Origin of the sequence: Haliea sp. (genome assembly GCF_040221975.1) — a bacterium.
In the GTDB taxonomy this organism is placed as follows: domain Bacteria; phylum Pseudomonadota; class Gammaproteobacteria; order Pseudomonadales; family Halieaceae; genus Haliea.
The window spans coordinates 17,775-39,580 of record NZ_JAVJWR010000017.1 but is presented as its reverse complement, the minus strand read 5'-3'; the positions used below and the strand labels follow the sequence as shown (position 1 = coordinate 39,580).

At 62.6% G+C, this 21,806-nt stretch carries 16 protein-coding genes, 1 pseudogene and 1 riboswitch; of the genes and pseudogenes, 10 read left to right on the top strand and 7 right to left on the bottom strand.

Annotated features, from left to right (window positions below; genetic code table 11):
- Window position 1: 1 nt before the first annotated feature.
- Window positions 2-1,864 carry a TonB-dependent receptor plug domain-containing protein gene (locus tag RLO07_RS06480; protein WP_462291320.1) on the bottom strand — a complete coding sequence of 621 codons (1,863 nt, stop codon included), beginning with the start codon at window positions 1,862-1,864 and terminating at the stop codon, window positions 2-4.
- Between the two features lie 102 nt (window positions 1,865-1,966).
- Window positions 1,967-2,129, bottom strand: a riboswitch (cobalamin riboswitch).
- A 115-nt stretch (window positions 2,130-2,244) separates the two neighbouring features.
- On the opposite strand from RLO07_RS06480, the gene RLO07_RS06475 reads away from it, so the two are divergent.
- The 4 genes from RLO07_RS06475 (at window position 2,245) to RLO07_RS06460 (ending at window position 5,409) form a co-directional block, all read left to right on the top strand.
- Window positions 2,245-2,736, top strand: a complete 492-nt coding sequence (locus RLO07_RS06475) for a DUF501 domain-containing protein (RefSeq protein WP_462291319.1) — start codon at window positions 2,245-2,247, stop codon at window positions 2,734-2,736.
- Between the two features lie 2 nt (window positions 2,737-2,738).
- The gene (locus RLO07_RS06470; RefSeq protein ID WP_462291318.1) at window positions 2,739-3,698 is read left to right on the top strand and encodes an XdhC family protein; all 960 of its coding nucleotides are present in this window, start codon (window positions 2,739-2,741) and stop codon (window positions 3,696-3,698) included.
- Window positions 3,695-4,261 carry a nucleotidyltransferase family protein gene (locus RLO07_RS06465; RefSeq protein WP_462291317.1) on the top strand — a complete coding sequence of 189 codons (567 nt, stop codon included), beginning with the start codon at window positions 3,695-3,697 and terminating at the stop codon, window positions 4,259-4,261. The genes RLO07_RS06470 and RLO07_RS06465 overlap by 4 nt, the downstream gene beginning before the upstream one ends.
- An 83-nt stretch (window positions 4,262-4,344) precedes the next feature.
- The gene (locus RLO07_RS06460; protein WP_462291316.1) at window positions 4,345-5,409 is read left to right on the top strand and encodes a 3-deoxy-7-phosphoheptulonate synthase; all 1,065 of its coding nucleotides are present in this window, start codon (window positions 4,345-4,347) and stop codon (window positions 5,407-5,409) included.
- Window positions 5,410-5,698: 289 nt separating this feature from the next.
- Here RLO07_RS06460 and RLO07_RS06455 read toward each other — a convergent pair whose 3' ends face one another.
- Window positions 5,699-5,905 carry a hypothetical protein gene (locus tag RLO07_RS06455; RefSeq protein ID WP_462291315.1) on the bottom strand — a complete coding sequence of 69 codons (207 nt, stop codon included), beginning with the start codon at window positions 5,903-5,905 and terminating at the stop codon, window positions 5,699-5,701.
- Between the two features lie 111 nt (window positions 5,906-6,016).
- On the opposite strand from RLO07_RS06455, the pseudogene RLO07_RS06450 reads away from it, so the two are divergent.
- Window positions 6,017-7,207: pseudogene (locus RLO07_RS06450) on the top strand (serine hydrolase domain-containing protein); the annotation flags it as partial.
- A 110-nt stretch (window positions 7,208-7,317) separates the two neighbouring features.
- Here RLO07_RS06450 and RLO07_RS06445 read toward each other — a convergent pair.
- A complete protein-coding gene (locus RLO07_RS06445) occupies window positions 7,318-8,076 on the bottom strand; it encodes a creatininase family protein (RefSeq protein ID WP_462291314.1) in 759 nt (252 codons plus the stop codon).
- A gap of 200 nt (window positions 8,077-8,276) precedes the next feature.
- Here RLO07_RS06445 and RLO07_RS06440 point away from each other — a divergent pair, with 200 nt between their 5' ends.
- Both RLO07_RS06440 and RLO07_RS06435 read left to right on the top strand, forming a co-directional pair.
- The gene (locus RLO07_RS06440) at window positions 8,277-9,446 is read left to right on the top strand and encodes a sulfotransferase family protein (RefSeq protein WP_462291313.1); all 1,170 of its coding nucleotides are present in this window, start codon (window positions 8,277-8,279) and stop codon (window positions 9,444-9,446) included.
- The gene (locus RLO07_RS06435; protein WP_462291312.1) at window positions 9,443-10,555 is read left to right on the top strand and encodes a DUF1214 domain-containing protein; all 1,113 of its coding nucleotides are present in this window, start codon (window positions 9,443-9,445) and stop codon (window positions 10,553-10,555) included. Before RLO07_RS06440 ends, RLO07_RS06435 begins: the two co-directional genes overlap by 4 nt.
- Window positions 10,556-10,570: 15 nt before the next feature.
- Here RLO07_RS06435 and RLO07_RS06430 read toward each other — a convergent pair whose 3' ends face one another.
- Complete coding sequence (locus RLO07_RS06430; RefSeq protein WP_462291311.1) at window positions 10,571-11,038, bottom strand: Lrp/AsnC family transcriptional regulator; 468 nt, start codon at window positions 11,036-11,038, stop codon at window positions 10,571-10,573.
- Between the two features lie 149 nt (window positions 11,039-11,187).
- Between RLO07_RS06430 and RLO07_RS06425 the strand changes: the two genes are divergently transcribed.
- Window positions 11,188-14,700: an indolepyruvate ferredoxin oxidoreductase family protein gene (locus tag RLO07_RS06425; protein ID WP_462291310.1), complete on the top strand. Its 3,513-nt coding sequence runs from the start codon at window positions 11,188-11,190 to the stop codon at window positions 14,698-14,700.
- Between the two features lie 68 nt (window positions 14,701-14,768).
- Here the strand turns inward: RLO07_RS06425 and RLO07_RS06420 are convergent, their stop codons facing one another.
- Genes RLO07_RS06420 through RLO07_RS06410 form a run of 3 tightly spaced genes read right to left on the bottom strand, consistent with a single transcriptional unit; the run spans window position 14,769 to window position 18,581 of the window.
- Window positions 14,769-15,506, bottom strand: coding sequence for a glutamine amidotransferase (locus tag RLO07_RS06420; protein ID WP_462291309.1), 738 nt, complete (start codon window positions 15,504-15,506; stop codon window positions 14,769-14,771).
- Window positions 15,507-15,539: 33 nt separating this feature from the next.
- On the bottom strand, window positions 15,540-16,982 hold the full coding sequence (gene eat, locus RLO07_RS06415; protein ID WP_462291308.1) for an ethanolamine permease: 1,443 nt from the start codon (window positions 16,980-16,982) through the stop codon (window positions 15,540-15,542).
- Window positions 16,983-17,003: 21 nt separating this feature from the next.
- Window positions 17,004-18,581 (bottom strand): GMC family oxidoreductase, encoded by a 1,578-nt coding sequence (locus RLO07_RS06410; RefSeq protein ID WP_462291307.1) that lies wholly within the window; start codon window positions 18,579-18,581, stop codon window positions 17,004-17,006.
- Between the two features lie 191 nt (window positions 18,582-18,772).
- On the opposite strand from RLO07_RS06410, the gene RLO07_RS06405 reads away from it, so the two are divergent.
- Window positions 18,773-19,525 (top strand): SDR family NAD(P)-dependent oxidoreductase, encoded by a 753-nt coding sequence (locus RLO07_RS06405; protein WP_462291306.1) that lies wholly within the window; start codon window positions 18,773-18,775, stop codon window positions 19,523-19,525.
- 48 nt (window positions 19,526-19,573) lie between these two features.
- Window positions 19,574-21,805 carry a TonB-dependent receptor gene (locus RLO07_RS06400; RefSeq protein ID WP_462291305.1) on the top strand — a complete coding sequence of 744 codons (2,232 nt, stop codon included), beginning with the start codon at window positions 19,574-19,576 and terminating at the stop codon, window positions 21,803-21,805.
- Window position 21,806: the final 1 nt, after the last annotated feature.

Genomic DNA, 21,806 nt, shown 5'->3' with positions numbered 1-21,806 from the left:
CCTAAAAGGAATAGCGCAGACCCGCATGGGCGGCCCGGGCGCTGGTCCGGTAACCGGGAATTTCTTCGTAGTCCTCGTCCAGCAGGTTCTCAATGCGGCCGTAGACTTCGAGTCCGGCTGCCAGCGTGTAGCGTGCGTTCAGATCCAGGACTTCGTAGTTGTCGAGGGCGCTGCCATCGGACTCGCGTGCGTCCCGCGAAGCGCGCAAATGCAGGCCCAGGGCCAGCGGACCGGATGGCGCCTGCCACTGCAGGCCGATATTGGTGAGATGCCGCGGGCGATAGATCCGGTGGCCGCCGGCCGCGGTCTCGGTATCGTTGTAGGTGTAGTTGCCCTGCAGTTGCAGCTGCATCGGCAGGGGCACCTCGACGATCAGTTCTATACCTGAGGAGTCGCTGTCGCCACTGCCCTGCAGGTAGCCGGAGTAGTTGGCCAGGTCGAAGAAAATTTCATTTTCCACGGTCTGCTCGAAAACAATGGCTTCCAGCACCAGGCCGCTGGCACTGTACCAGGCCACACCGATATCCAGGCCCTCGCTGCGCTCTTCCCGCAGGCTCGCATCGGTTGCGGGTGGGGCGGCAAAGAAACTGCGGTTGTAGGCGATTTCATACAGGCTCGGGGCACGGAAACCGGTGCTCCAGGCGCTTTTGAGCTTGAGTTCGCTGGCCCCTACGGGCAGCAGGTAGGCGGCACTCACCCGCCAGGAGTCGTGGCTGCCGAAGTCCTCGTTGTCGTCGTAGCGGCCGCCGGCAGTGAAGTACAGGCTGTCGCCGAGTCGTCCCTGGTATTCCAGGTAGACGCCGGTTTGGTCGCGCTCGGTGTCAAAGGTGCCGTCATCCAGTTCCTGCTCCTCGTGATCCACCCCATACACCAGCTGCAGTGCGTCCCCTGTCGAGTAGCTGCCGAGATAGCTGACCCGGCTCAATGAACCCTCGGTGCCAAAGCTCGGCAGGCCTGCGGTGAAGTTCTGGCGCTCGGTCTCGCTGTGGCTGTAGGCCAGCTCATGCTGCAGCTGCTCGCCGCGGAAGCTGGCGGCCGTGCGCCAGGACTGCTGCGAGTAGCTGTCGCTGCAGCGATTGCTGGGGGCGAAAGTGTCACTGGTGAAGCAATCGTCGTAGGCGCTGTCACCCTCGACATCCCGGGCGACCAGCTCCAGCCGCAGGTGTTCGCTGATGTTCCAGCCGGCGCGGCCGTGCACGGTGGTGTTGTCGTAGCCGTCGTCGTCCGCCGGGTCGATGTCATCGGTGCGCGAGTTGAAGCCGTCGCTGTGGTAGTCCGCCAGCGACAGGTTGCCGTCCACGGTGTCGTTGCCGGCGCCGATGTTGGCGGCGAATTGTCGGCTGCCGTAGCGGCCGGCTTCCGCGCTGACGTCGCCGCCGAAGCCATCGCCCGGAGCGCGGGTGCTGATGTTGATGACCCCGCCAGCGTCGGCGCCATACATCAGGCCCTGGGGGCCGCGCAGGATTTCCACCCGCTGCACGCCGCTGCTCAGCAGTTGCTCGACTCGCGGCCCGACCTGGGGCGCGGACGTGTCGGAGATATCGATGCCGTCGACCAGGATCCGCGTCCGGTAGGCTTCCTCGCCGCGAATGCGCAGCGAGGATACCTTGCCGGGGCCGCCGTTGTTGCTGACTGCAACAGACGGTTGGCTGCGCAGGATGTCCTGCAGGGAGTTGAAGCCGCGGGCACGGATTTCCTCCGCATCGACGACCGAGATCGAGGTGCCGACCTCGCGCAGGGGCATGGCGATCCTGGAGGAGCTGATGACAATCTCTTCCAGCGGGTGGGTAGCGGTGTTGTTGTCAGCCCAGCCGGGCAGGGTGGTCAGCAGCGCGACCGCGCTGGCGAGTGCGTGTGGTTTCATGTCGTACCTCAATGCCAGGAAAGTGTGGCGATTGAGGGAGGGGATCCAGGGAACACGATGCGGGAAACGGCATCAGGCAACCTTCAATGAAGCCCTCCGCTCCATCGTTGCTTGTGCCAGGCAGGTATCGGGCTCACAGCTGTTGCTGTCTACCGTTGCGGGGGCAGCGGTGGCATCGGCACGGGGCCTCACCACACTTCCCATTTAACCGGCCCAGCCGTGTCAAGCGACACCGGCGGCAGGCACCTGGTACGGGCTGCACTTTAGTGACTCGGCCTGCTGCTGTCAATTGTCCAGATCGTGTCCAGCAGCTTGTGCGCCTTACGTGGCTGCATGTTTGCCGTAGAATAGGCGTCTGAGCAACAGCTGCGGAAGGTGCAATGGCATTTACCGAATCACAATGGACTGCGGTGGCGACACTGCTGGGTCGCGAACCCCGCGGTCTGGAGGACATCCCGGTGCTCGATGACGGTGGCCAGCCCCGTGTTATCAGGGTGGCCTCGCTGGTGGATGGCAAGCCTTTTCCGACCCTCTTCTGGCTGGTCGACCCGGTACTGAACTATCGCATCGACCAGGACGAGGCGCGCGGCCTGATCAAGGATCTCCAGACTCGGGTCAACGCCGAACCGGGGTTGCGGGCATCCATGCGGGTGGACCACGAGGCTCATATCCGGCTGCGCGACAGCTTCCTCGCCACCGGCGAGCGCAGTGCCCTGGAGGCGGCGGGGTTTGCGTCAGTGCTGCAGGAGCGGGGCATTGGCGGTATCGCCGACTTCAGCCGCATACGCTGCCTGCACACCTGGTATGCAGCGCACCTGGTGGTGCCCAACACCATCGGTGGCCTGCTGGACCGGTACTGGGCGGCTCCCTGATCATGCAGATACCGGACCAGGCCATTCTCGGCAGCGCGCTCCACTGGCTGACAGAGGCCACTGCGCCGCCGGTCTGGTTGTGCACCATCGTCGCCGCTCAGGGCTCCTCACCGCGCCCTCCGGGTGCGCTGCTGGCCTGCAACGTTCGCGGCGAACAGGTCGGTTCCCTGTCCGGGGGCTGTATTGAGGAAGACCTGCTGCAGCGCCTGCAGTCCGGGGTCCTGCCGGTGGCGCGGGCCGAGCTGATCGAGTATGGCGTCACCGCGGAACAGAATGAGCGCCTGGGTCTGCCCTGCGGTGGCCGGCTGCAGGTACTGGTGCAGCGGTTGACCCTGGAGCGGGATCGCAGCTGGCTGCGTGCAGCACTGGATGCCATTGCCGCCCGCCGCTGCCTGCGTCGTTCCGTTGCCCTGGACAGCGGGGCTACCGTGACGGCGGCGCAGGAACACCATGCGCCCCTGCGCTTTGATGGCCACACCCTGGATCAGACCTTCGGGCCGCAGATGCGTTTGCTGTTGGTCGGTGCGGGGCAGCTGGGCCAGTCATTGGCGGAGCTGGCTCTGGCGATGGACTATGAGGTGCTGGTGGTCGATCCCCGGCCGCGCATGCGGGAGCAGTGGCAGGGCCCAACAGTGCCCTTGCTCGGCGGCATGCCCGATGATGCCGTGCGCGAGCATGCCAGCGATTGCCACAGCATAGTAATCACGCTCACTCACGATCCGCGCATCGATGACATGGCGCTGATGGAGGCCCTGGCCACCGACGCCTGGTATGTGGGTGCCCTGGGGTCACGTCGTACCACCGAGAAACGCCTGCAGCGCCTGCGGCAGCTGGATATCGGGGAGGACCGCCTGAGGGCGTTGCACGCTCCGGTAGGGCTGGATATCGGCAGCAAGACACCGCTGGAAATTGCCGTTGCCATCATGGCCGAGCTGGTGCAGCTGCGGCGGGCGCGGCAGTGACTGTTGGCGTGCTGTTGCTGGCCGCTGGCTGCAGCCAGCGTTTTGGCAGTGACAAGCGGCTGGCGCCATTGCCCAACGGTGGCCCGTTGTTGTTCGCTGTCGTAGCGACGATTCGGCAAAGCGGGCTGCCCTTGCGAGTCTGCCTGCGGCCCGGTGACGACTCGCTCAGGGAGCGGCTGCTGGCGGAGCGTGTTCCGGTGCTGGTGTGCGAGCATGCCGCGCAGGGCATGGGGGCCACCCTGGCAGACGCGGTGGCGCAGCTGGCGGGCTGGGAGGGCCTTCTGGTGGCGCTGGCGGATATGCCGGCCATCCGCCCGGAAACGTTCCGCCAGGTGGCGGCGGCCCTGACCACGGATACCGTTGTCACGCCGACCTATGCAGGGGAACCCGGCCATCCGGTAGGGTTCGGTCGCGCTTTTTTTTCCGCCCTCGCCCGCCTGCAGGGCGACCGTGGCGCCCGTGATCTGGTTCGGCGGGCGGGCAGCGGGCGCCTGTGCCTGCCGCTGTCGGACCCCGGAATCCTGCGCGATGTGGATTATCCGGCGGATCTGGCGGCGCTGTAGTACCCGCAGGCCTGCGCCCGGCTGCACTCGGGCCGCTGCGGGTGGTATATTGGCGGGCTACTTCGAAACTGTCCGAGACTGCAATGACAACCAATACCGACGATCTGCGCATTCAGCGCACCAACGAGCTGATTGCACCCCAGCAACTCATTCGCGATATTGCAGTGAGCGAGCCCGCCGCCACCACAGTCGCCGCCGCCCGCCACGGCATTCATCGTATCCTCGCAGGCGAGGATGACCGCCTGCTGGCGGTGGTCGGGCCCTGCTCCATCCACGATCCGGCGGCCGCGCGTGACTACGGCCGGCGGCTGAAAGCCGTCGCCGACGCGCTGGCGGAGGAGGTGCTGGTGGTGATGCGCGTGTATTTTGAAAAGCCCCGTACCACGGTGGGCTGGAAGGGTTTGATCAATGATCCGGATCTCAACAACACCTTCCAGATCAACAAGGGCCTGCATCTGGCCCGGCAGCTGCTGTCGGACCTGGCCGGCATGGGGCTGCCCGCCGGTACCGAATACCTGGACCTCATCAGCCCGCAGTACGTGGCCGACCTGATTGCCTGGGGCGCCGTTGGGGCCCGCACCACCGAGAGCCAGACCCACCGGGAGCTGGCCTCGGGCCTGTCCTGCCCGGTCGGTTTCAAGAACGCCACCGATGGCGATATCCAGGTGGCCATCGACGCCATCAAGTCAGCCTCCCAACCGCACCACTTCCTGTCGGTGACCAAGCATGGCCACTCGGCGATATTCCAGACCACCGGCAACGAGGACTGTCACATCATCCTGCGCGGGGGCAAGCATCCCAACTACGACATGTTCTCGGTGGATGATGCCGGCGCCATGCTGGCCAAGGCTGGTCTGCCGGCGCGCATCATGATCGATGCCAGCCACGCCAACAGCCGCAAGATTCCCGCCCGGCAGCGGGATGTCATCCGCGACATCGGCAATCAGGTTGCCCGCGGCAGCCGCAGCATTTTCGGCATCATGATCGAGAGCAACCTGGAGGAAGGGCGCCAGGATGTCGTCGCGGGACAGTCTCTCACCTATGGCCAGAGCATCACCGATCCCTGTATCAACTGGGAAGACACCGAAATCCTGCTCAATGAGCTTGCCGCGGCGGTGCGCGCCCGGCGCCAGGCGGCACCTGGCTGAAGCATGACCGCCGCGATTCCATGGTGTTGACGTGACCTGTGTTTTTTGACGGCGCATGCCAAATTGACCGCGATACAGATCTGCATTGTCTGCTGAGCGTCCTGGTCATCTCGTCTGCGTCGGTCTGGGTATTACCCTGGGCAGCAGCGGGCTGTCGGCCATGACCTGGCATGTTGGCCAGCAGCAAGGTCACTAGAGCCAGGCTGGCGAACATTGGTCCCGGTGCCCTGTCAGGGCCTGGCTGATTATGACGGATGGTAGTACGTTGCCGGCTTGATCTTTTTTCCCGTTAACTGCTGGTTTCCTTGTTACCGCGGCTGACGGCGTCAATTTCACTGTCGCTCAGACCATAGCTTCGCATCGCTTGCTGCGGATCCCGGACACAGGGTTGATGCAGAGCCGGGTCTGTGGCCAAATCCTCAATGAACTGCGCCAGGGTCGCCATGGTGGTGCGTCCTTCTTCTTGGTTTATTTGGAAAGCAATGGGCATTTGCATGCTGGCCACTTCTTCTCTGGCCGACAACTACCGGTTGTTGTCCAGACCGGGGCACCGGTCTTTCTTGTTCCACCGCACTGATCACCGATTGAATCGGGAAGGAGACAACGGATGAAAACACGTTTACTGGCCCTGCTTCGCCCGGGGCTTGTTGCGATCCTGGTAACCGCTGGCGCCGCCACCGCGCAGCAGGCCCCCGCGGTAGATGAACTCATGCGGGGGGCGCCGGTGCCCCCGGACAGGCGGGTTACCCTGCAGAATTTCATGCAGGAGCCCTACAGCCGCTGGGGCTTCCGGCACATACGGCAACTGACGCCGACGGCGGACATCTATGCCGGTCCGGGCCCGGCCTCGCCGCTGCAAAGCCAGCCGGTGGACCTGGACAAACTGGTGTTCGACGTCGGTGACGACCGCACGCTGGACCTGGCGACCTGGATGGAGGAGTCCCGCACGGACAGCTTCCTGGTACTGCACCGCGGCCAGATCGTTTACGAGCGCTACCTGCATGGCATGCAGCCGCACTTGCCCCACCAGATGTTCTCCGTGACCAAGTCCTTCGTCGGTACGCTCGTGCTGATGCTTGCGGAGGAAGGCGCGATTGATCTGGAGCAACCGGTCGCGAGCTACCTTCCCGAACTGGCGGACAGCGCCTTTGGCAGTGCCACCGTGCAGCAGGTGCTGGACATGGTTACCAGTGTCAGTTTCAGCGAAGACTACGAGGATCCCCAGGCCGACATCTGGCAGTACGGGCAGATTGTCTGGATAGGCTACGATCCCACCGCTCCCTACACGGGGCCGGCGTCGATGTACGACTACCTGCCGACGCTGAAGTCCCGGGACGCGGAGCACGGGGACGCGTTTCACTACGTCACCCCCAACACCGATGTGCTGGCCTGGATCTTGAGGCGGGTGACCGGGCAGCCCCTGCAGCAATTGCTTGCCGAGCGCATCTGGCAGCCCCTGGGTGCGGAGCGTAGCGGCTATTTGTGGCTGGACCGTGGCGGTATCCCGATGGCCGGCGGCGGGCTCAATGTCACTGCCCGGGACGCGGCGCGCTTTGGCCAGATGATCCTGCAGGACGGGTACTACAACCAGCGGCAGGTGCTGCCTCCCACGGTGGCGAAGCGCATCCTCACGCCGCGCAACCGCGCCGTTTTCAATGCGCTGTATCAGGATGACTGGTATGAAAAGATCGCGTTCGGATACCACGATCAGTGGTGGAGCTTCAACAATACACACCGGGCCGTGTCTGCCATTGGCGTGCACGGACAGTTCATCTATCTCGACAGCGTCGCCGACATGGTGATTGTCAAGCAGTCAGCCCACCCTGATGCCGAGGGCGAGTCCAACGAGGTCCACGGCCCGCTGATCTGGCACCAGATTGCGCTGCACCTGCTGGATCTGGATAACGCTCAGCGACGCCCGAACCGGGCCACATCGTCGATCAGGCACTGTGCCGAGGCGGCGACAATGCGGCCGCCATCCGCGGCATTGGCCTGGGTCGGGTCCGAGCCGATGCGGCCATCGGGGAAGTCGCGCCGATAGCGCACGGCGTCGCTGATGGAGCCGTTCGGCGCAATCTTCGGGCTCATGGCGGTATGTTGGCGCTCCCGTTCCGGGTGCGCCCAGTAGGTCACGGCAACCTCCGAGGCGGTGGCATGGCTGCCGTGGCCCTGCGGGTAGATCTGTTTGCAGAGAGACATGACCTCCGCGAAGTCCCACCAGTCCCGGCGTTGCAGCCACAGGTCGGGCCGCGTGTCGGCACCCCGCGGGTCGAAACTGCGGCGGGCGTGGATTTCGGAGAAAGCTGCTTCGATGGTGGCGATGTTGCCGCCGTGGCCGTTGAACCAGTAGATTCGATCGAAGCCGTGGCGCAGCAGGCTGTCGGTCCAGTCCACCATGGCTGCGATCATGGTCGAGGGTCGCAGCGTGATGGTGCCGGGAAAATCGAGGTGATGCTGGGCGCAGCCAACGCTGAACGTCGGACCGATGAGCAACTCATCGGGAGCAAGGCTTTCGGCATGGTTTGCTATGATCTCGGGACACAGCGCGTCCGTGCCCAGGAAGCCATTGGGCCCATGCTGTTCCATTGAGCCGATGGGAATCACGATGGTCGTCGATTGCTTCAGCCAGGCATCAATGTCCGGCCAGGTGGAAACGGGAAGCCGCATGACGTCAGTCCTTGTGTAAACCCGGAAGGTTAGCAGTTGCGGGTATCGGGGAGCAATGCGAGGCGCGGTCTCGTTTGTTATACCAGAACGAATGCGCACAGGAACGGGAGATGCCAGCATCATCCAGGGTCTGTACAGTGACCAGCTGACGAGGCTCGCAGGGCCGGTCAGCACAATAATAATGACAGGAAGGGTGACCCGTGCTTGAAATTGAATCACTGCGCCAGCAGGCCATGCTGGATACCGGGCTGGAAGATTTTGGCGACCCTGCCTTCTACGAGGCGCTGGAGCGGCTGCTGGACGCGCTGCTGACCGAGGCGCGGCTCAACGAGTTTGGCCAGATGCGGGCGCAGATGACCATCCTGGCGGGCCTCGGCAAGCGCCTGCAAATCCAGGATTATCTGGCAGCGCACCCGGAGGTCGCCGACGAGTCCGTGCGCCAGCCGGTGTTCATCATTGGCCTGCCTCGCACCGGCACCACCGCTCTGCATCACCTGCTGAACCAGGATCCGCGCAATCGCACCCTGAGGCTGTGGGAAGCCCAGAACCCGGTGCCGCCGCCGGAAACCGCCACCTACACCACGGACCCACGCATTGCCGCGCAGGCCGAGAGTGTGGCCCTGACCGAGACCTTCCTGCCGGGATTCAAGCGCACCCACCTGATCGACGCCGAGGAACCGGATGAGTGCTACATGCTGCTCAACCGCAACTTCATGTCGGTGGAATACCCGGCACTGTTTCATATCCCCAGCTACGCCAACTGGCTGTACGACAACCTGTGTCGCTCGGACAGCTACGATTACCACCGGCGCCAGCTGCAGTTGCTGCAGTCGCGTCACCCCGGCAGCTGGGTGTTGAAAGCGCCATTTCACCAGCTGGGTCTGCGGGAAATCCTGCGGGTCTATCCGGATGCCATTATCCTCCAGACCCACCGTGCACCGATGGCGTTTGTCGCCTCCGGCTGCAGTTTCAGTGAACTCCTGCGGCGCAGCGGCAGCGATGTGGTCGACCGGGCAGAGATCGGGCGCGACTGGATGAACATGCTCACCGCGTACACCCGTACCTTCGAGGCCGACCGGGCGGCGCTGGAGCCTGCGCATCCGGGCCAGTTCATTGACCTGCACCACGATGATTTCCTGCGCGATCCCTGGACGGTGCTGGAGCAGCTCTACGCGCTGCGAGGCATGCCTCTGGATACGTCTGTACGCGAACGCATGCAGCGCTGGCTGGACGCCCACCCTCGCGGCCGGCATGGCGAGCATCGCTACCAGCTGCAGGATTACAGTATTGATCGCGACGAGGTGGAGACCTTGTTTGGGGACTACACCCGTCGCTACGGCCTGAACATGGATGAGGAGAGAGCGGCATGAGTGAGCCCAACAGCGCGGAACAACGCATTCTCGATGGCAGCACCTGGAGTGACTTCTGCGATGCCCTGAAGGAGGCGGGGCAGCTGGTGGAGGCGGAGCTGGCACCCCAGGATGCCTTCACTCGCGCCGAGGGCTATCGCTACCTGAGCCGCATGCTGCGCGCGGGCCTGGAGAGTTTCCTGGAGGCGGGCGACCCGCTGTTCCCCGAGCTGCGTTGCCCGGCCCACGAGACCATCAAGCTGGGAGCGGACAATCCAGACAATCACTACCAGACCGCGAGTATCGACCCCAACCACGACTACCGCATTACCGGTACCCGCGGCACGGTCGACTATCTCGGTTTTGGCACGGTCATCAACCGCTACAGCAGTGGCGGCGGCATGAAGACCGACGGCTGGCTGGACTCCCGTGATATCGAACTCAACCCGGATGGCACCCTGGAAATCATCGTCAGCCAGAAACGCCAGCCCGGCAACTGGCTGCCCATGGGCCCGGAGACCAATGCTCTCAACGTGCGCCAGACCTTCCAGGACCGGCGCCGGGAAGAGAAGGCGGAAATCCGCATTGAGCGTATCGGCGCCGAGCAGGACAGGCCGGCACCGTTGAGCCCGGAAAAACTGGACCGGGCCCTGCAGGGTGCAGTGCAGTTTATCCGCAACACCACCGGCCTGTTCGAGGGCTGGGCCGAGAGCTTCCTGCCCACCGTGAACCAGGTGGCGCCCGCGGACCAGGCCTATTGCCAGGCGATCGGCGGCGACCCGAATATCTACTATTTCCACAGCAGCTGGGAGCTGGCGGAGGACGAGGCGCTGCTGATCCATGCCCCGGAAATACCGGAGTGCCAGACCTGGAATTTCGTGCTGCAAAACTGGTGGATGGAGTCCCTGGACTACCGCTATCACCAGATTCATTTCAACAAGCACACGGCCCGCTACGAGGCGGACGGCAGCGTGGTGATCGTGGTCGCCCATCGGAAACCGCCCCAGGCCAACTGGGTGGAAACCGCGGGCCACCATCGCGGCACCCTGTGCTGGCGCTGGATCGGTGCCAGCGAGCATCCGCCGGTACGCGCCCGGGTGGTGAAGTTCAGCGAGCTGGACGGGCTCTGAGCGGCCAGGGGCCTCTCAGGACTGCCCCTGGTCCAGGGGCAGGGCCGTCTCCAGCTTGATCTCCCGCAGCGCAATATTGGACTTGATCTGGGAAATCCAGGGAATACTGAACAGAAAACCTTCCAGGAAGGCGTCGAAGGTTGCGATGTTCTCGGTCACCACCCGGAGGATGAAGTCCGCTTCCCCGGTGGTGACGAAGCACTCCATCACCTCGGGTCGCTGGCGCACCGCGGCTTCGAATTCGGCGGTGCTTTCCCGCACGTGCCGCGCCAGGGTGATGTGGATGAAGGCGCAGAGCTTGAGATTGACCTTGTCGCGGTTCAGCAGCGCGGTGTAGCGCTCAATCACGCCGCTGTCCTCCAGTGCCTTCATCCGTCGCCAGCAGGCGGCCGGGGAAATGCCCACCTCGGTGGCCAGCTGCTGGTTGCTGATGCGGCCGTCGCGCTGCAGTGCCTGCAGTATGCGGATATCAATGCGGTCCACGATTCCCCCCTGTGATGAAATAAAGTTGCGAATATTTTATAAAAAAGAAAGGATTATCCGCTAATCCGGTGCTGCTTCAAAGAAAAAGGAAGCACATTCCTGCCTGGAAGGACTACAGTTAGAGAATTGAAACTCACCGGATTCGCCGCATGAACCAGCCCGCCACAGTACCGCCCCTGGACGCCTACGACCTGCAGGACCGCTACCGGCGCGAGAACGGCCGGGTGTTCCTCACCGGCACCCAGGCCCTGGTCAGGCTGCCGATGCTGCAGCGGGCCCTGGATCGCCGTCAGGGACTCAACACGGCGGGCTTCATTTCCGGCTATCGCGGCTCGCCGCTGGGTGCCTACGACCAGGAGCTGTGGCGGGCGGAGCGCTTCCTGCGCGAGTACGACATCGATTTCCTGCCCGCCATCAACGAGGACCTGGCGGCCACCGCCATCCTCGGCACCCAGCAGGTGGAAACCGACGCCAACCGCGAGGTCGACGGGGTATTCTCGATCTGGTACGGCAAGGGCCCGGGGGTTGACCGCTCCGGCGACGCGCTCAAGCACGGCAATGCCTACGGCAGTTCGCCCCACGGCGGCGTGCTGGTGATCGCAGGTGACGATCACGGCTGCGTGTCCTCCAGCATGTCACACCAGTCGGATGTCGCCTTCATGGCCTACTTCATGCCGACCCTGAACCCGGCATCGGTGGCGGAATACATTGAGTACGGCCTGTACGGATTCGCCCTGTCCCGGTATTCGGGCACCTGGGTCGGTTTCAAGGCCATTTCCGAAACCGTGGAGAGCGCCGCCTCGGTGGCACTGGACTACAGCCGCGAATTCAATACCCCGGAGGATTACCAGGCGCCGGACTACGGTCTCCACTACCGCTGGCCGGACCTGCCAGGGCCGCAGGTGGAAGCGCGCCTGGTGGCCAAGCTGGAGGCGGTGCGCGGCTTCGCCCGCGCCAATCCCATCGACCGCGCGATCTACAAAATCCCCGATGCCCGCTTCGGCATCATCACCACCGGCAAGGGCCACCTGGACCTGATGGAGGCGCTGCGGTTGCTGGGTATCGACGAGCGCCGCGCCCGCGAGCTGGGTATCGACATCTACAAGGTGGGCATGGTCTGGCCGCTGGAGACCCGGGGTGCCCGGGCCTTCCTGCGCGGCAAGGACGAGGTCTTGGTGGTGGAGGAAAAGCGCGGCATCATCGAAAGCGAGCTGAAGGAGGCCCTGTACGATTACCAGAGTGACAAGCCCAGCCGCATGGTCGGCAAGTACGACGAGGAGGGGCGGCCGCTGGTGCCCTGGACCGGTGAGCTGAGCCCGGCCCTGCTGGCGCCCATTGTCGCTGCCCGCATTACCCACGAGTACCCCGAGGTGCGGTTCGACGAGCAGCTCGCGGCCCTGCGGGCCAGGCAGGTTGCAGTCAGTGTGCCCACCGATGTCAAGCGCACCCCGTATTTCTGCGCCGGCTGCCCCCACAATACCTCCACCCGGGTGCCCGAGGGCAGCAAGGCGCTGGCCGGCATTGGCTGCCACTTCATGGCCTCGTGGATGGACCGCAATACCGAGTCCCTGATACAGATGGGCGGCGAGGGGGTGAACTGGGTGGGCAAGTCACGCTTTACCGGCAACGGCCACGTATTCCAGAACCTGGGCGAGGGCACCTATTTTCATTCCGGCTACATGGCAATCCGCCAGGCGGTGGCAGCGGGTACCAACATCACTTACAAGATCCTGTTCAACGACGCCGTGGCCATGACCGGCGGCCAGCCGGTGGACGGGGTCATCACCGTGCCGGCGATTGCCAACCAGGTGCGTTCCGAGGGCGTGCAGCGGATCGCGGTAATGAGCGACGAGCCGGAGAAATACACAGAGAAGTCCCTGTTTCCCGCCGCAACGAGCTTTCACCACCGGGACGAGCTGGACACGGTACAGCGGGAATTGCGGGATACCGCAGGCGTTACCGTCCTCATCTACGACCAGACCTGCGCGGCGGAAAAGCGGCGTCTGCGCAAGAAGGGCGCCTACCCGGATCCGGACCGGCGCATGTTCATCAACCAGGCCGTGTGCGAGGGCTGTGGCGACTGTTCCGTGCAATCCAACTGCCTCTCCATCTATCCCGTCGACACCGAACTGGGGCGCAAGCGCAAGATCGACCAGTCCTCCTGCAACAAGGACTATTCCTGCGTCAAGGGCTTCTGCCCCAGCTTTGTCTCGGTGCTCGGCGGCAGCCTGCGGCGTTCGAGCGCCGACCCCGCCGGCGCTGATCTCGAGAGCCGGGTGGCGACATTGCCGATGCCGCCGGAGGTCGACCTTGCCGACAACTTCAACCTGCTGGTGGCCGGTATTGGCGGTACCGGCGTCGTTACCGTGGGTGCCCTGGTGACCATGGCCGCGCACCTGGAGGGCAAGGGCGCCAGCGTCCTGGATTTCACCGGCTTCGCCCAGAAGGGTGGGGCGGTGATCAGCCACATCCGCATCGGCAGCAGTCCCGCCGCGCTCAACCAGGTGCGCATTGCCGACGGCTGTGCCGACGCCGTGGTGGCCTGCGATATCGTGGTCGGCACGGATCCGCGCGCGGTGCGGGTGCTGGCCAGGGACCGTACCCGGGTGCTGGTCAATCACAGTGAAGTGCCCAGCGGCCAGTTCGTGCGCAACCGCAATGCAGACATCCGCATGCGCGAGCGCGAGGCCGCCATCACCGCCGCGGTCGGTGCGGAGCGACTGCATACGGTGCCCGCCAACGAGCTCATGGAGCGCATTCTCGGCAACACGGTCTACGCCAACGTATTCCTGCTGGGCCACGCCTGGCAGCAGGGCCTGGTGCCGGTGTCGCTGGCGGCCCTGGAGCAGGCCCTGAACCTCAACGGTGTCAACGTGGCGGAAAACCTGCAGGCATTCGCCTGGGGCAGAGTGGCGGCGGTGGACGCCGACTACGTGGGCCAGGTCGCGGGGCTGGTGCAGGTGCTGAACCTGCCGCCGGGCCTGGAAGAGATTGTCGAGCATCGCGCGGGGCTGCTGGTGCAGTACCAGGGCGAGTCCCTGGCCCGTGACTATCGCGACGCAGTTGCCGCAGTGAAGGCCGGGGAACAGGCGGTGAAGCCGGACAGTACCGCCCTGGCCGAGGCCGTGGCGCGCAACCTGTACAAGCTGATGGCCTACAAGGACGAGTATGAAGTGGCCCGGCTTTATACTGATGACAAGTTCCGCCAGCAGCTGGAGGCGACCTTTGAGGGTGATTACACCCTGCAGTTCCACCTCGCGCCGCCCGTGTTCAGCCGCGGTCTGGACGAGCAGGGGCGGCCGCGCAAGCGCACATTCGGACCGTGGATGCTGCGGGCCTTCGCCCTGCTGGCCCGTTTCCGCGGCTTGCGCGGCACCTGGGCGGACCCCTTCGGCTACCACCCGGACCGGCGCCAGGAGCGGGCCCTGATCGCGGACTACCGGGCGCTGCTGGAGGAGTTGCTGGCGGGGCTGGACTCCGCCAATTTCGATATTGCCCTGGAGCTGGCTCGGCTGCCCGAGGAGGTTCGCGGCTACGGCCCGGTCAAGGCCGAGTCGGTGGTTCGTTATGGGGAGCAGCGGGCGGAGCTGCTGCAGCGCTTCCAAGATCCGCTGGCCGCAGTGCAGATACACGCCAGTACCTCGATGGAGGCACGCAGGTGATTGCAGGTATGATCATCTGGAGCTTGGAGCTTGTTGTGACCTCTGCCGGCCCCGTCCTCCTGGAGATCTCATCCAGACCCGGTGGCGATAGCCTTGAAATGTCTGAGTAGCGCAGGGCCAAGCGGGGTTTCCCTGACGCCGTCCAGCACCTGTTGATAGGAAAATGTCGTATCGACTTGCATGGCGATCTCGATTTCGGTGAGCTCGCGCATGATATCGGCGGTGATTTCCGGATGGAACTGGACCCCCCAGGCCTTTGGCGCAAAGCGCAGGGCATGGAACGCATCGTGAGCATTGAAGCCGATAACTTCCGTTCCCCGAGGCAGGTCGATAATGGATTCGTAATGGTGTACCTGAAAAGGCGCTACCTCCGGCAGGATGTGGAACAGCTCGTCATCCGCGCTTTTGGCGGCGAGCCGCACATCAACTGTCCCTGATTCAAGACCCTTCGGATTGCGGCCCACACGGCCGCCGAGCGCATGGGCAAGCAATTGATGGCCAAAGCAGACACCGAGGGTCGGTGTTGCGCATTTCACGGCAGCCCTCAGCCATGCCGCTGCCGTTTCCATCCAGTCTTCAGGTTGCGTCAGCATGGCTGAGGAGCCCGTGATGATCACGCCCGCGAATGCGTCCGGAGGTTGGGCAAGAGGCTCGTCCCTGAAGACCCGCCAGATTCTTGCCTCACCCGGACCAAGACCTGTGGCATCAAGGAATGTTTGGTCCATGTCACCATATTTTTCAGTGATGGGAGACAGTTCCCCGCTGAAACTGCCGGTCTGCATGATCAGAAACGGTTTCGGGGCCATGGTTATACCTGCGTACATGCTTGTTGGTGGGCTTCAGTCATCCAGTTCGGCGTTCGCCTCCTGCATGGTTTCAAATTCTTCTTCCGGCGCCTGCGCAATCAGGTGGTGGCGACTGTAGATCCAGTAATAGGACCCTGCAATGGCAAGACCCGCTACTGCAGCCAGCGACCAGGTCACACTCATGGTCAGGCAGACTGCGAACGCCAGCAGGGAGAGTGCAAGGGCCGTCAGGGGGGCGGTGATCCCACCCGGTGTGCGGTAGGGGCGGGGAAGCGCGGGTTCCTGCAACCGCAGCTTGATGTGCGATGCCATCATGATGACATAGGATAGGGTCGCACAGAACACGACGATGACAATAAGCTGTTCCGCAGCCCGTGTAAGACTGAGCCCGAAGGCGATGGCACCGGGGACCAGGACCGCCATGTAAGGCGCCTTCCGCCTGTTGGTCAGCGACAGGAAACGCGGCAGATAGCCCGCCCGCGACAGGGAAAACACTTGCCTCGAATAGGCGAAGATCAGGGAAAAAAAGCTCGCAGTGATGCCAACCAGCGCCGCGATATTGATGATATAGCGCAGCGGGTGCTCGGGCCCGTAAACATGGGTGAAGGCGATCATGAGCGGATCCTCGCCCTCGCCAAGACGGCTGGATCCGGCCCCGCCTGGCGCGCTCAGGAGAATGAAGACGGCCAACGTGAAGAGAATGACAATCGCCGTTATCATGCCGCGCGGCACGTCGCGGGTAGGGTCCTTCGCTTCTTCGGAAGCCAGTGGTATCCCCTCAACCGCCAGAAACATGGCGATGGCGAAGGGGAGCCCGGCCCAGATTCCAGCATAGCCATAGGGCAGCACAGCGCTTGCCCCGGTAGCGGCAGTCGCCGGTATGTCGAACAGGTTCGACAGCTGGATTTTAGGCGCCATCATGACGATGAAAACCAGAATGCCGGCCCCGGCGATGGCGGCAAGGATCAGAATGACGCGCAAGGATTCCCGGGCGCCCCTGATGTGAATCAGGAAGAAAACACCGAACAGGGGAACGAGTACCGCCAGGCCGCCCCAACCGGTCAGGGCCTTGAAATAACCTTCAAAAAACAGTGCGACAGCCGCTGTTGCCAGACCATATTCAAACACGATCGCAATCCCGGTGAGGAAGCCCAGGCCCGGGCCGAACGCGCGCCGCGCAAAGCCATAGCCGCCACCGGCCGTAGGAATGATGGAGGCAAGCTCAGCCAGGGAGAAGACCAGGCAGAAGTACATCAGCGCCATCAGCAGGAGGGAGATGAACATGCCGCCCCAACCGGCCTGGTCAATGCCATAATTCCAGGCCGCGAACTCCCCCGCGATCACATAGGAAACGCCCAGAGCGGCGAGCAGAACCCAGCTCGCCGCGCCGCGCCGCAGTTCCCTCGTCTTGAAGTAGCCCGCTTCCGGTGTTTCATAATCTGCACCATGCTTGTGAATGACTTTACCGTTCGACATGTGAGCCCCCGGAGCGGAATGTCATGCGCCTGTCGTGAGATCCAGAATGATCTCTGCGGCGCGTTCTGCCAGCGTAATAGTGGCGGCGTTGGTATTACCTGAGGAAATGACGGGCATGACCGATGCGTCCACGATGCGCAGCCCCTCAACCCCGCGAACCTTCAGGCGCGGATCAACGACGGAGGCCCTGTCCTGGCCCATGCGACAAGAACCGACGGGATGGCACATGTTTACTGCGCTCGCACGCACGAAATCCATCCACTCGTCATCGTCTTGCACACTGGCACCCGGCGCGACCTCGCTCAGGAAGGAAGCCGCGAAGGATTTGCTTTCGTAGATGCCTCGGGCGATCCGGCAGGCTCTTGCGAGGGTAGCGACGTCGGCGTCTTCCGCAAGCAGGCGATAGGTAATCTCGGGCGCTGTGGCAGGATCGGGCGAGATGATGCGGACGGCACCCCGGCCAGCTGGTCGGCACAGGCTGACTGCCGTGGTCACGGAAGACCGTTGCAGAAACTCTACCCCATGATCCTGCACCACATAGCCTGCGGGCATGAAGCTCATCTGGTAGTCTGGCGGACCCTGATCACCCCGGGTATTACCAAAGAGCGTGGCGTGACACATGGGCGAGCCCGCGGGCCCTCGGCGGGTAAAGGCCCAGCGCAGCCCGGCGGCCGCAAATCCCGCAACAGACATCTGGTCGTTCCAGGTTTTGGCGGAAACTTCGGCGCTGATCCAGACGCAGGGATGGTCCTGAAGGTTGGCCCCCACTTCATCGTGTGCCTGCACCACGGATATTCCGGCGTCGCGCAGCACATCTGCTGGCCCGATCCCCGAATGCATCAGTATTTTGGGCGAATTGATAGCGCCTGCGCACAGGATCACTTCTCGTCGCGCTTTGAGATGTGTTTGTTGCCTGCCGCGTCGCGCCACCACGCCCCGGGCATGCCCATCCTCCAGCAGGATCGACTCGATTTCCGTATGCGTCATGACCGACAGGTTCGATCGCCCTCTCGCCGGTGCCAGGTAGGCCCTGTCCGTGTTTCGGCGCCAGCCCCCTGCCGCGCTGGAAGGGCAGGGCATGGCGCCCGTTGAGGGATGGGGGAATGTGGGATTTTCACGGCTTATGCCCACCTCCGCGGCGCTGTCAAGGAAAGCATCAGCCATTGGATGCAGGTCAGCGGGAGGCTGGATGTCGAGAGTTTCGCGCGCACGCAGGGCTGCTTTTTTCAGCGCCGCACCGTCCCACAGGGCGCCACCTGCCTTCTCCCAGTCCGCGATATCCCGCGCCTGAAGGTCCACATAGACCATTCCGTTGACACTGCTGCCACCGCCAAGCGTCTTCCCGCAGGTCAGTGTTTCCCGCCGGCCGCCGCGCGATGGATCCGGTTCGGTCGTCATCAGCCAGTGATAGCGGGGACTCCCCTTCAGGAAGAAAATACCGTTCGGTACGCGGATAAAAGGGGATCGCGCTTCTCCACCTGCCTCGATCAGAAGGACCGAGGATGTTGATTCGGCAGAGAGCCGCGCGGCGAGTACGCATCCCGCCGACCCGCCTCCGACGACGATGTAGTCCCAAATGTTGTTGCCCAATGTATCCACGCACGTGTTCCTGCGCTGTTTGCATTCGGAGTGACTATAGCGCTAAAGTAAAAAAATTGCCAATACAGAAAAAAGTTGACACAAACATAAAAAATCTGTTTTCCTGAATGTGCTGGGGTTGTCAGAGTCGTGCCATCGTTATCAGGGCGCGAGGCGACCGGGCCGACTAATCAGGGATCGAGCGAGGAATCATGAAAGAGTTTTCTGGACGTGTTGCGTTCATAACCGGCGCCGGCGGCGGTATGGGGCTGGCCATAGCACGGTCGTTTTTGAAGCAGGGTGGCAAGGCGCTCCTGATGGATCTGAAGCCGGAACCTGCCGAGCTCGAGCTGTTTCGCGACGACTTTTTCTTCGTTCAGGGCGACCTGACCGATGAGAGCTGCGTCGCTCATGCCCTGGGCAGCATTGTGGAGAAGTTCGGGCGGCTCGATTATCTGGTGAATGTGGCAGGGGTGCTCTGGTTCGATCGGGACAAATCGGTTCTGGACATTGATCTCGACGTCTGGGACCAGGTGATGGATATCAACCTCAAGTCCATGGTGCACACCATTCGCCATGCTGTACCCGCCATGCGCAAGAGTGGTGGTGGCGCGATGGTCCATTTCTCGACCGTCCAGTGTCTCCGTGGGGACCCGGCGCCGCAGGACGCCTACGGGGCATCCAAAGCTGGCGTGGTCACCCTTTCAAAGTCCGTGGCCATCCAGTTGGCTGGCGAAGGAATCCGTTCAAACGTGATTTTCCCGGGCGTGGCAATGACGCCTCTGCAGGCTCGCTGGGACGGAAAAAAAGAAATTCAGGAAGCCGTGGCAAACCATGTCCCCATCGGGCGGATGGGCACGGCCGAGGATATGGCCAATGCCTGCCTGTTCCTGCTATCTGACAAGGCGTCCTATATCACCGGGACAGAACTGACCGTCGATGGCGGTCTGTCCGCCCGTTTGTAAACGACAAGGTGACTACCGGCGGGTCCGGTCAATAAAAGGAGAGTAACCATGATCAAGAAAGGCGTAGCGACCAGGGCGACGGGGGTGCTTTCCGTATCAGCCATTGCTCTGATACTGACGGATACATCCGCTTTTGCACAGAACCGGCTGCTCGAAGAGGTGGTTATAACCGCCCAGAAGCGCGAACAGAACCTTCAGGACGTGGGTGTTGCGGTAACGGCTTTTACCGGGTCCCAGATGGATGCGCTGGGTTACACCAGTTCCACGGACATCGTGAACATGACCCCGGGGATGCAACTGGTGTCGCCCAATGGCGGTTCGTCGAACTTCTTCACCATTCGGGGCGTAACCCAGAACGACTTTACCGATCACCAGGAAAGTCCGGTCGCCACGTATATTGACGATGCTTATGTTAGCCAGATGTCGGCGGGTAATTTCCTTCTGTTTGACATGGACAGGGTGGAAGTGCTGCGCGGGCCGCAAGGTACCCTGTTCGGCCGGAACGCGACCGGCGGGCTGGTCCATTTCATTACCAAAAAGCCGTCCCGGGAATTCGATGCCTATGCCAAGGCGGCCTACGGCTCGTATAACGAGACGAACTTCGAAGGCGCCGTGGGTGGCGCGGTTTCCGACCAGGTGGCGGTGCGAATTTCAGGCGCGCACAATCGCCATGACGGTGTGATTGAAAACAGGATCGGCCGGGATATCAATAATGGCAACGACTATGCCGGACGACTGCAGATTCTGATCGAGCCTAACGAGGATTTGACCATCCTTCTAAGCAATCGGCGCGCGGAGTCCGATACCCGTGCCGGCGCCTACCAGCACCGCACATCCTTTGTGAATGCTCAGGGTCTTGGCGAATTTGTGCCGGACAATGTGGATTATTACGGCACCTGCGACGGCTGTGACCTGTTCGGCTACAAGGATACCGATGGGGACCCGCATGCGGGTGACTATGACTTCGTCGGCAGCAATGAAATCAAGACCTGGGGCACCACGGCCAATATCGAGTGGTCCAAAGACAACCTGACGGTGACTTCGATCACCGATTACTTCGAACTGGAAAAAGACTACATTGAGGACTCTGATGCCAGTCCCACGGCCTTTCTGCAGTTTTACCTGAAAAGCGATATTCGACAGTTCTCCCAGGAACTGCGGGCGCTTTATACGGGGGATGACTATCGTCTTGTTGGTGGATTGTATTACCTGGAGATCGACGGGGATTATGTCAACGGAATTGAAATCCCCGTGGATGGCGTCACGCTTGACAATCCGTATGCCCTGGATACCCGCTCGTGGTCGCTTTTCACCCAGGCTGAATATGACATCGGCTCCGACTTCACCATCATCGGCGGCTTCCGCTGGACTGAAGACAAGAAAACCATCGATTATGTCTCCAACCTCCTGAGTTATCCAGACAATGCCCAGCTTCTGGAGCTGACGCGGTTCAATACTGATGTTTCGGGGCTGGCAAAGGTCGACAAGGGTAACTGGTCGGGCAAGCTCGAGCTGGACTGGCGGCCCAGGGACGGCATGCTTCTCTATGCCAGCTGGAACCGTGGCATCAAGGGTGGTGGGCTCAATGCACCGCTCGATATCAGTGGTCTTCTGGATCCGATAACGGGCGAGCTCCAGGCGGGGCGCATGGCATTCGATGACGAAGTCATCGATGCCTATGAGCTCGGTATGAAGACCGAGCTGGCCAACGGCCTCGTGCGCCTGAATAGCGCACTCTTTTACTATGACTACAACGACTATCAGGCTTTCAACTTCCAGGGGCTGACCACGTTCATCGTCAATACCGACGCGGAGATATATGGCCTTGATCTTGAATTGATTGCGTCACCCATGGATGGACTTGACGTCATGCTCGGGGCCTCAATCATTCACGCTCGCGCGTCTGATGTGCCCTTGCCGTCCGGGCCCGCGGACAGGGATATCGCGCTGTCGCCCGAGGTGAACCTCAACGGTCTGGTGCGCTATTCCTGGCCGGCCTTCGGTGGAACCATGGCGCTGCAGGGTGATTTCAAATATTTGAGCGATCATCATTTCAGTATCTCCAACGCGCCTGTGACCCGGCAGGACAGCTATCTGGTTGCCAATGCCAGGGTAAGCTACACCACGGCCGACGAACGTTGGGAGTTTGCCGGTTATGTTAAAAACCTCACGGATAAAGAGTATGACGTGATCGGATTTGACGTATCTTCATCGGGCCTGACCGAGCGGTTCCCGGGAGATCCGATCTGGTGGGGCGCCAGCGTTGCGTTCCGTTTATAGG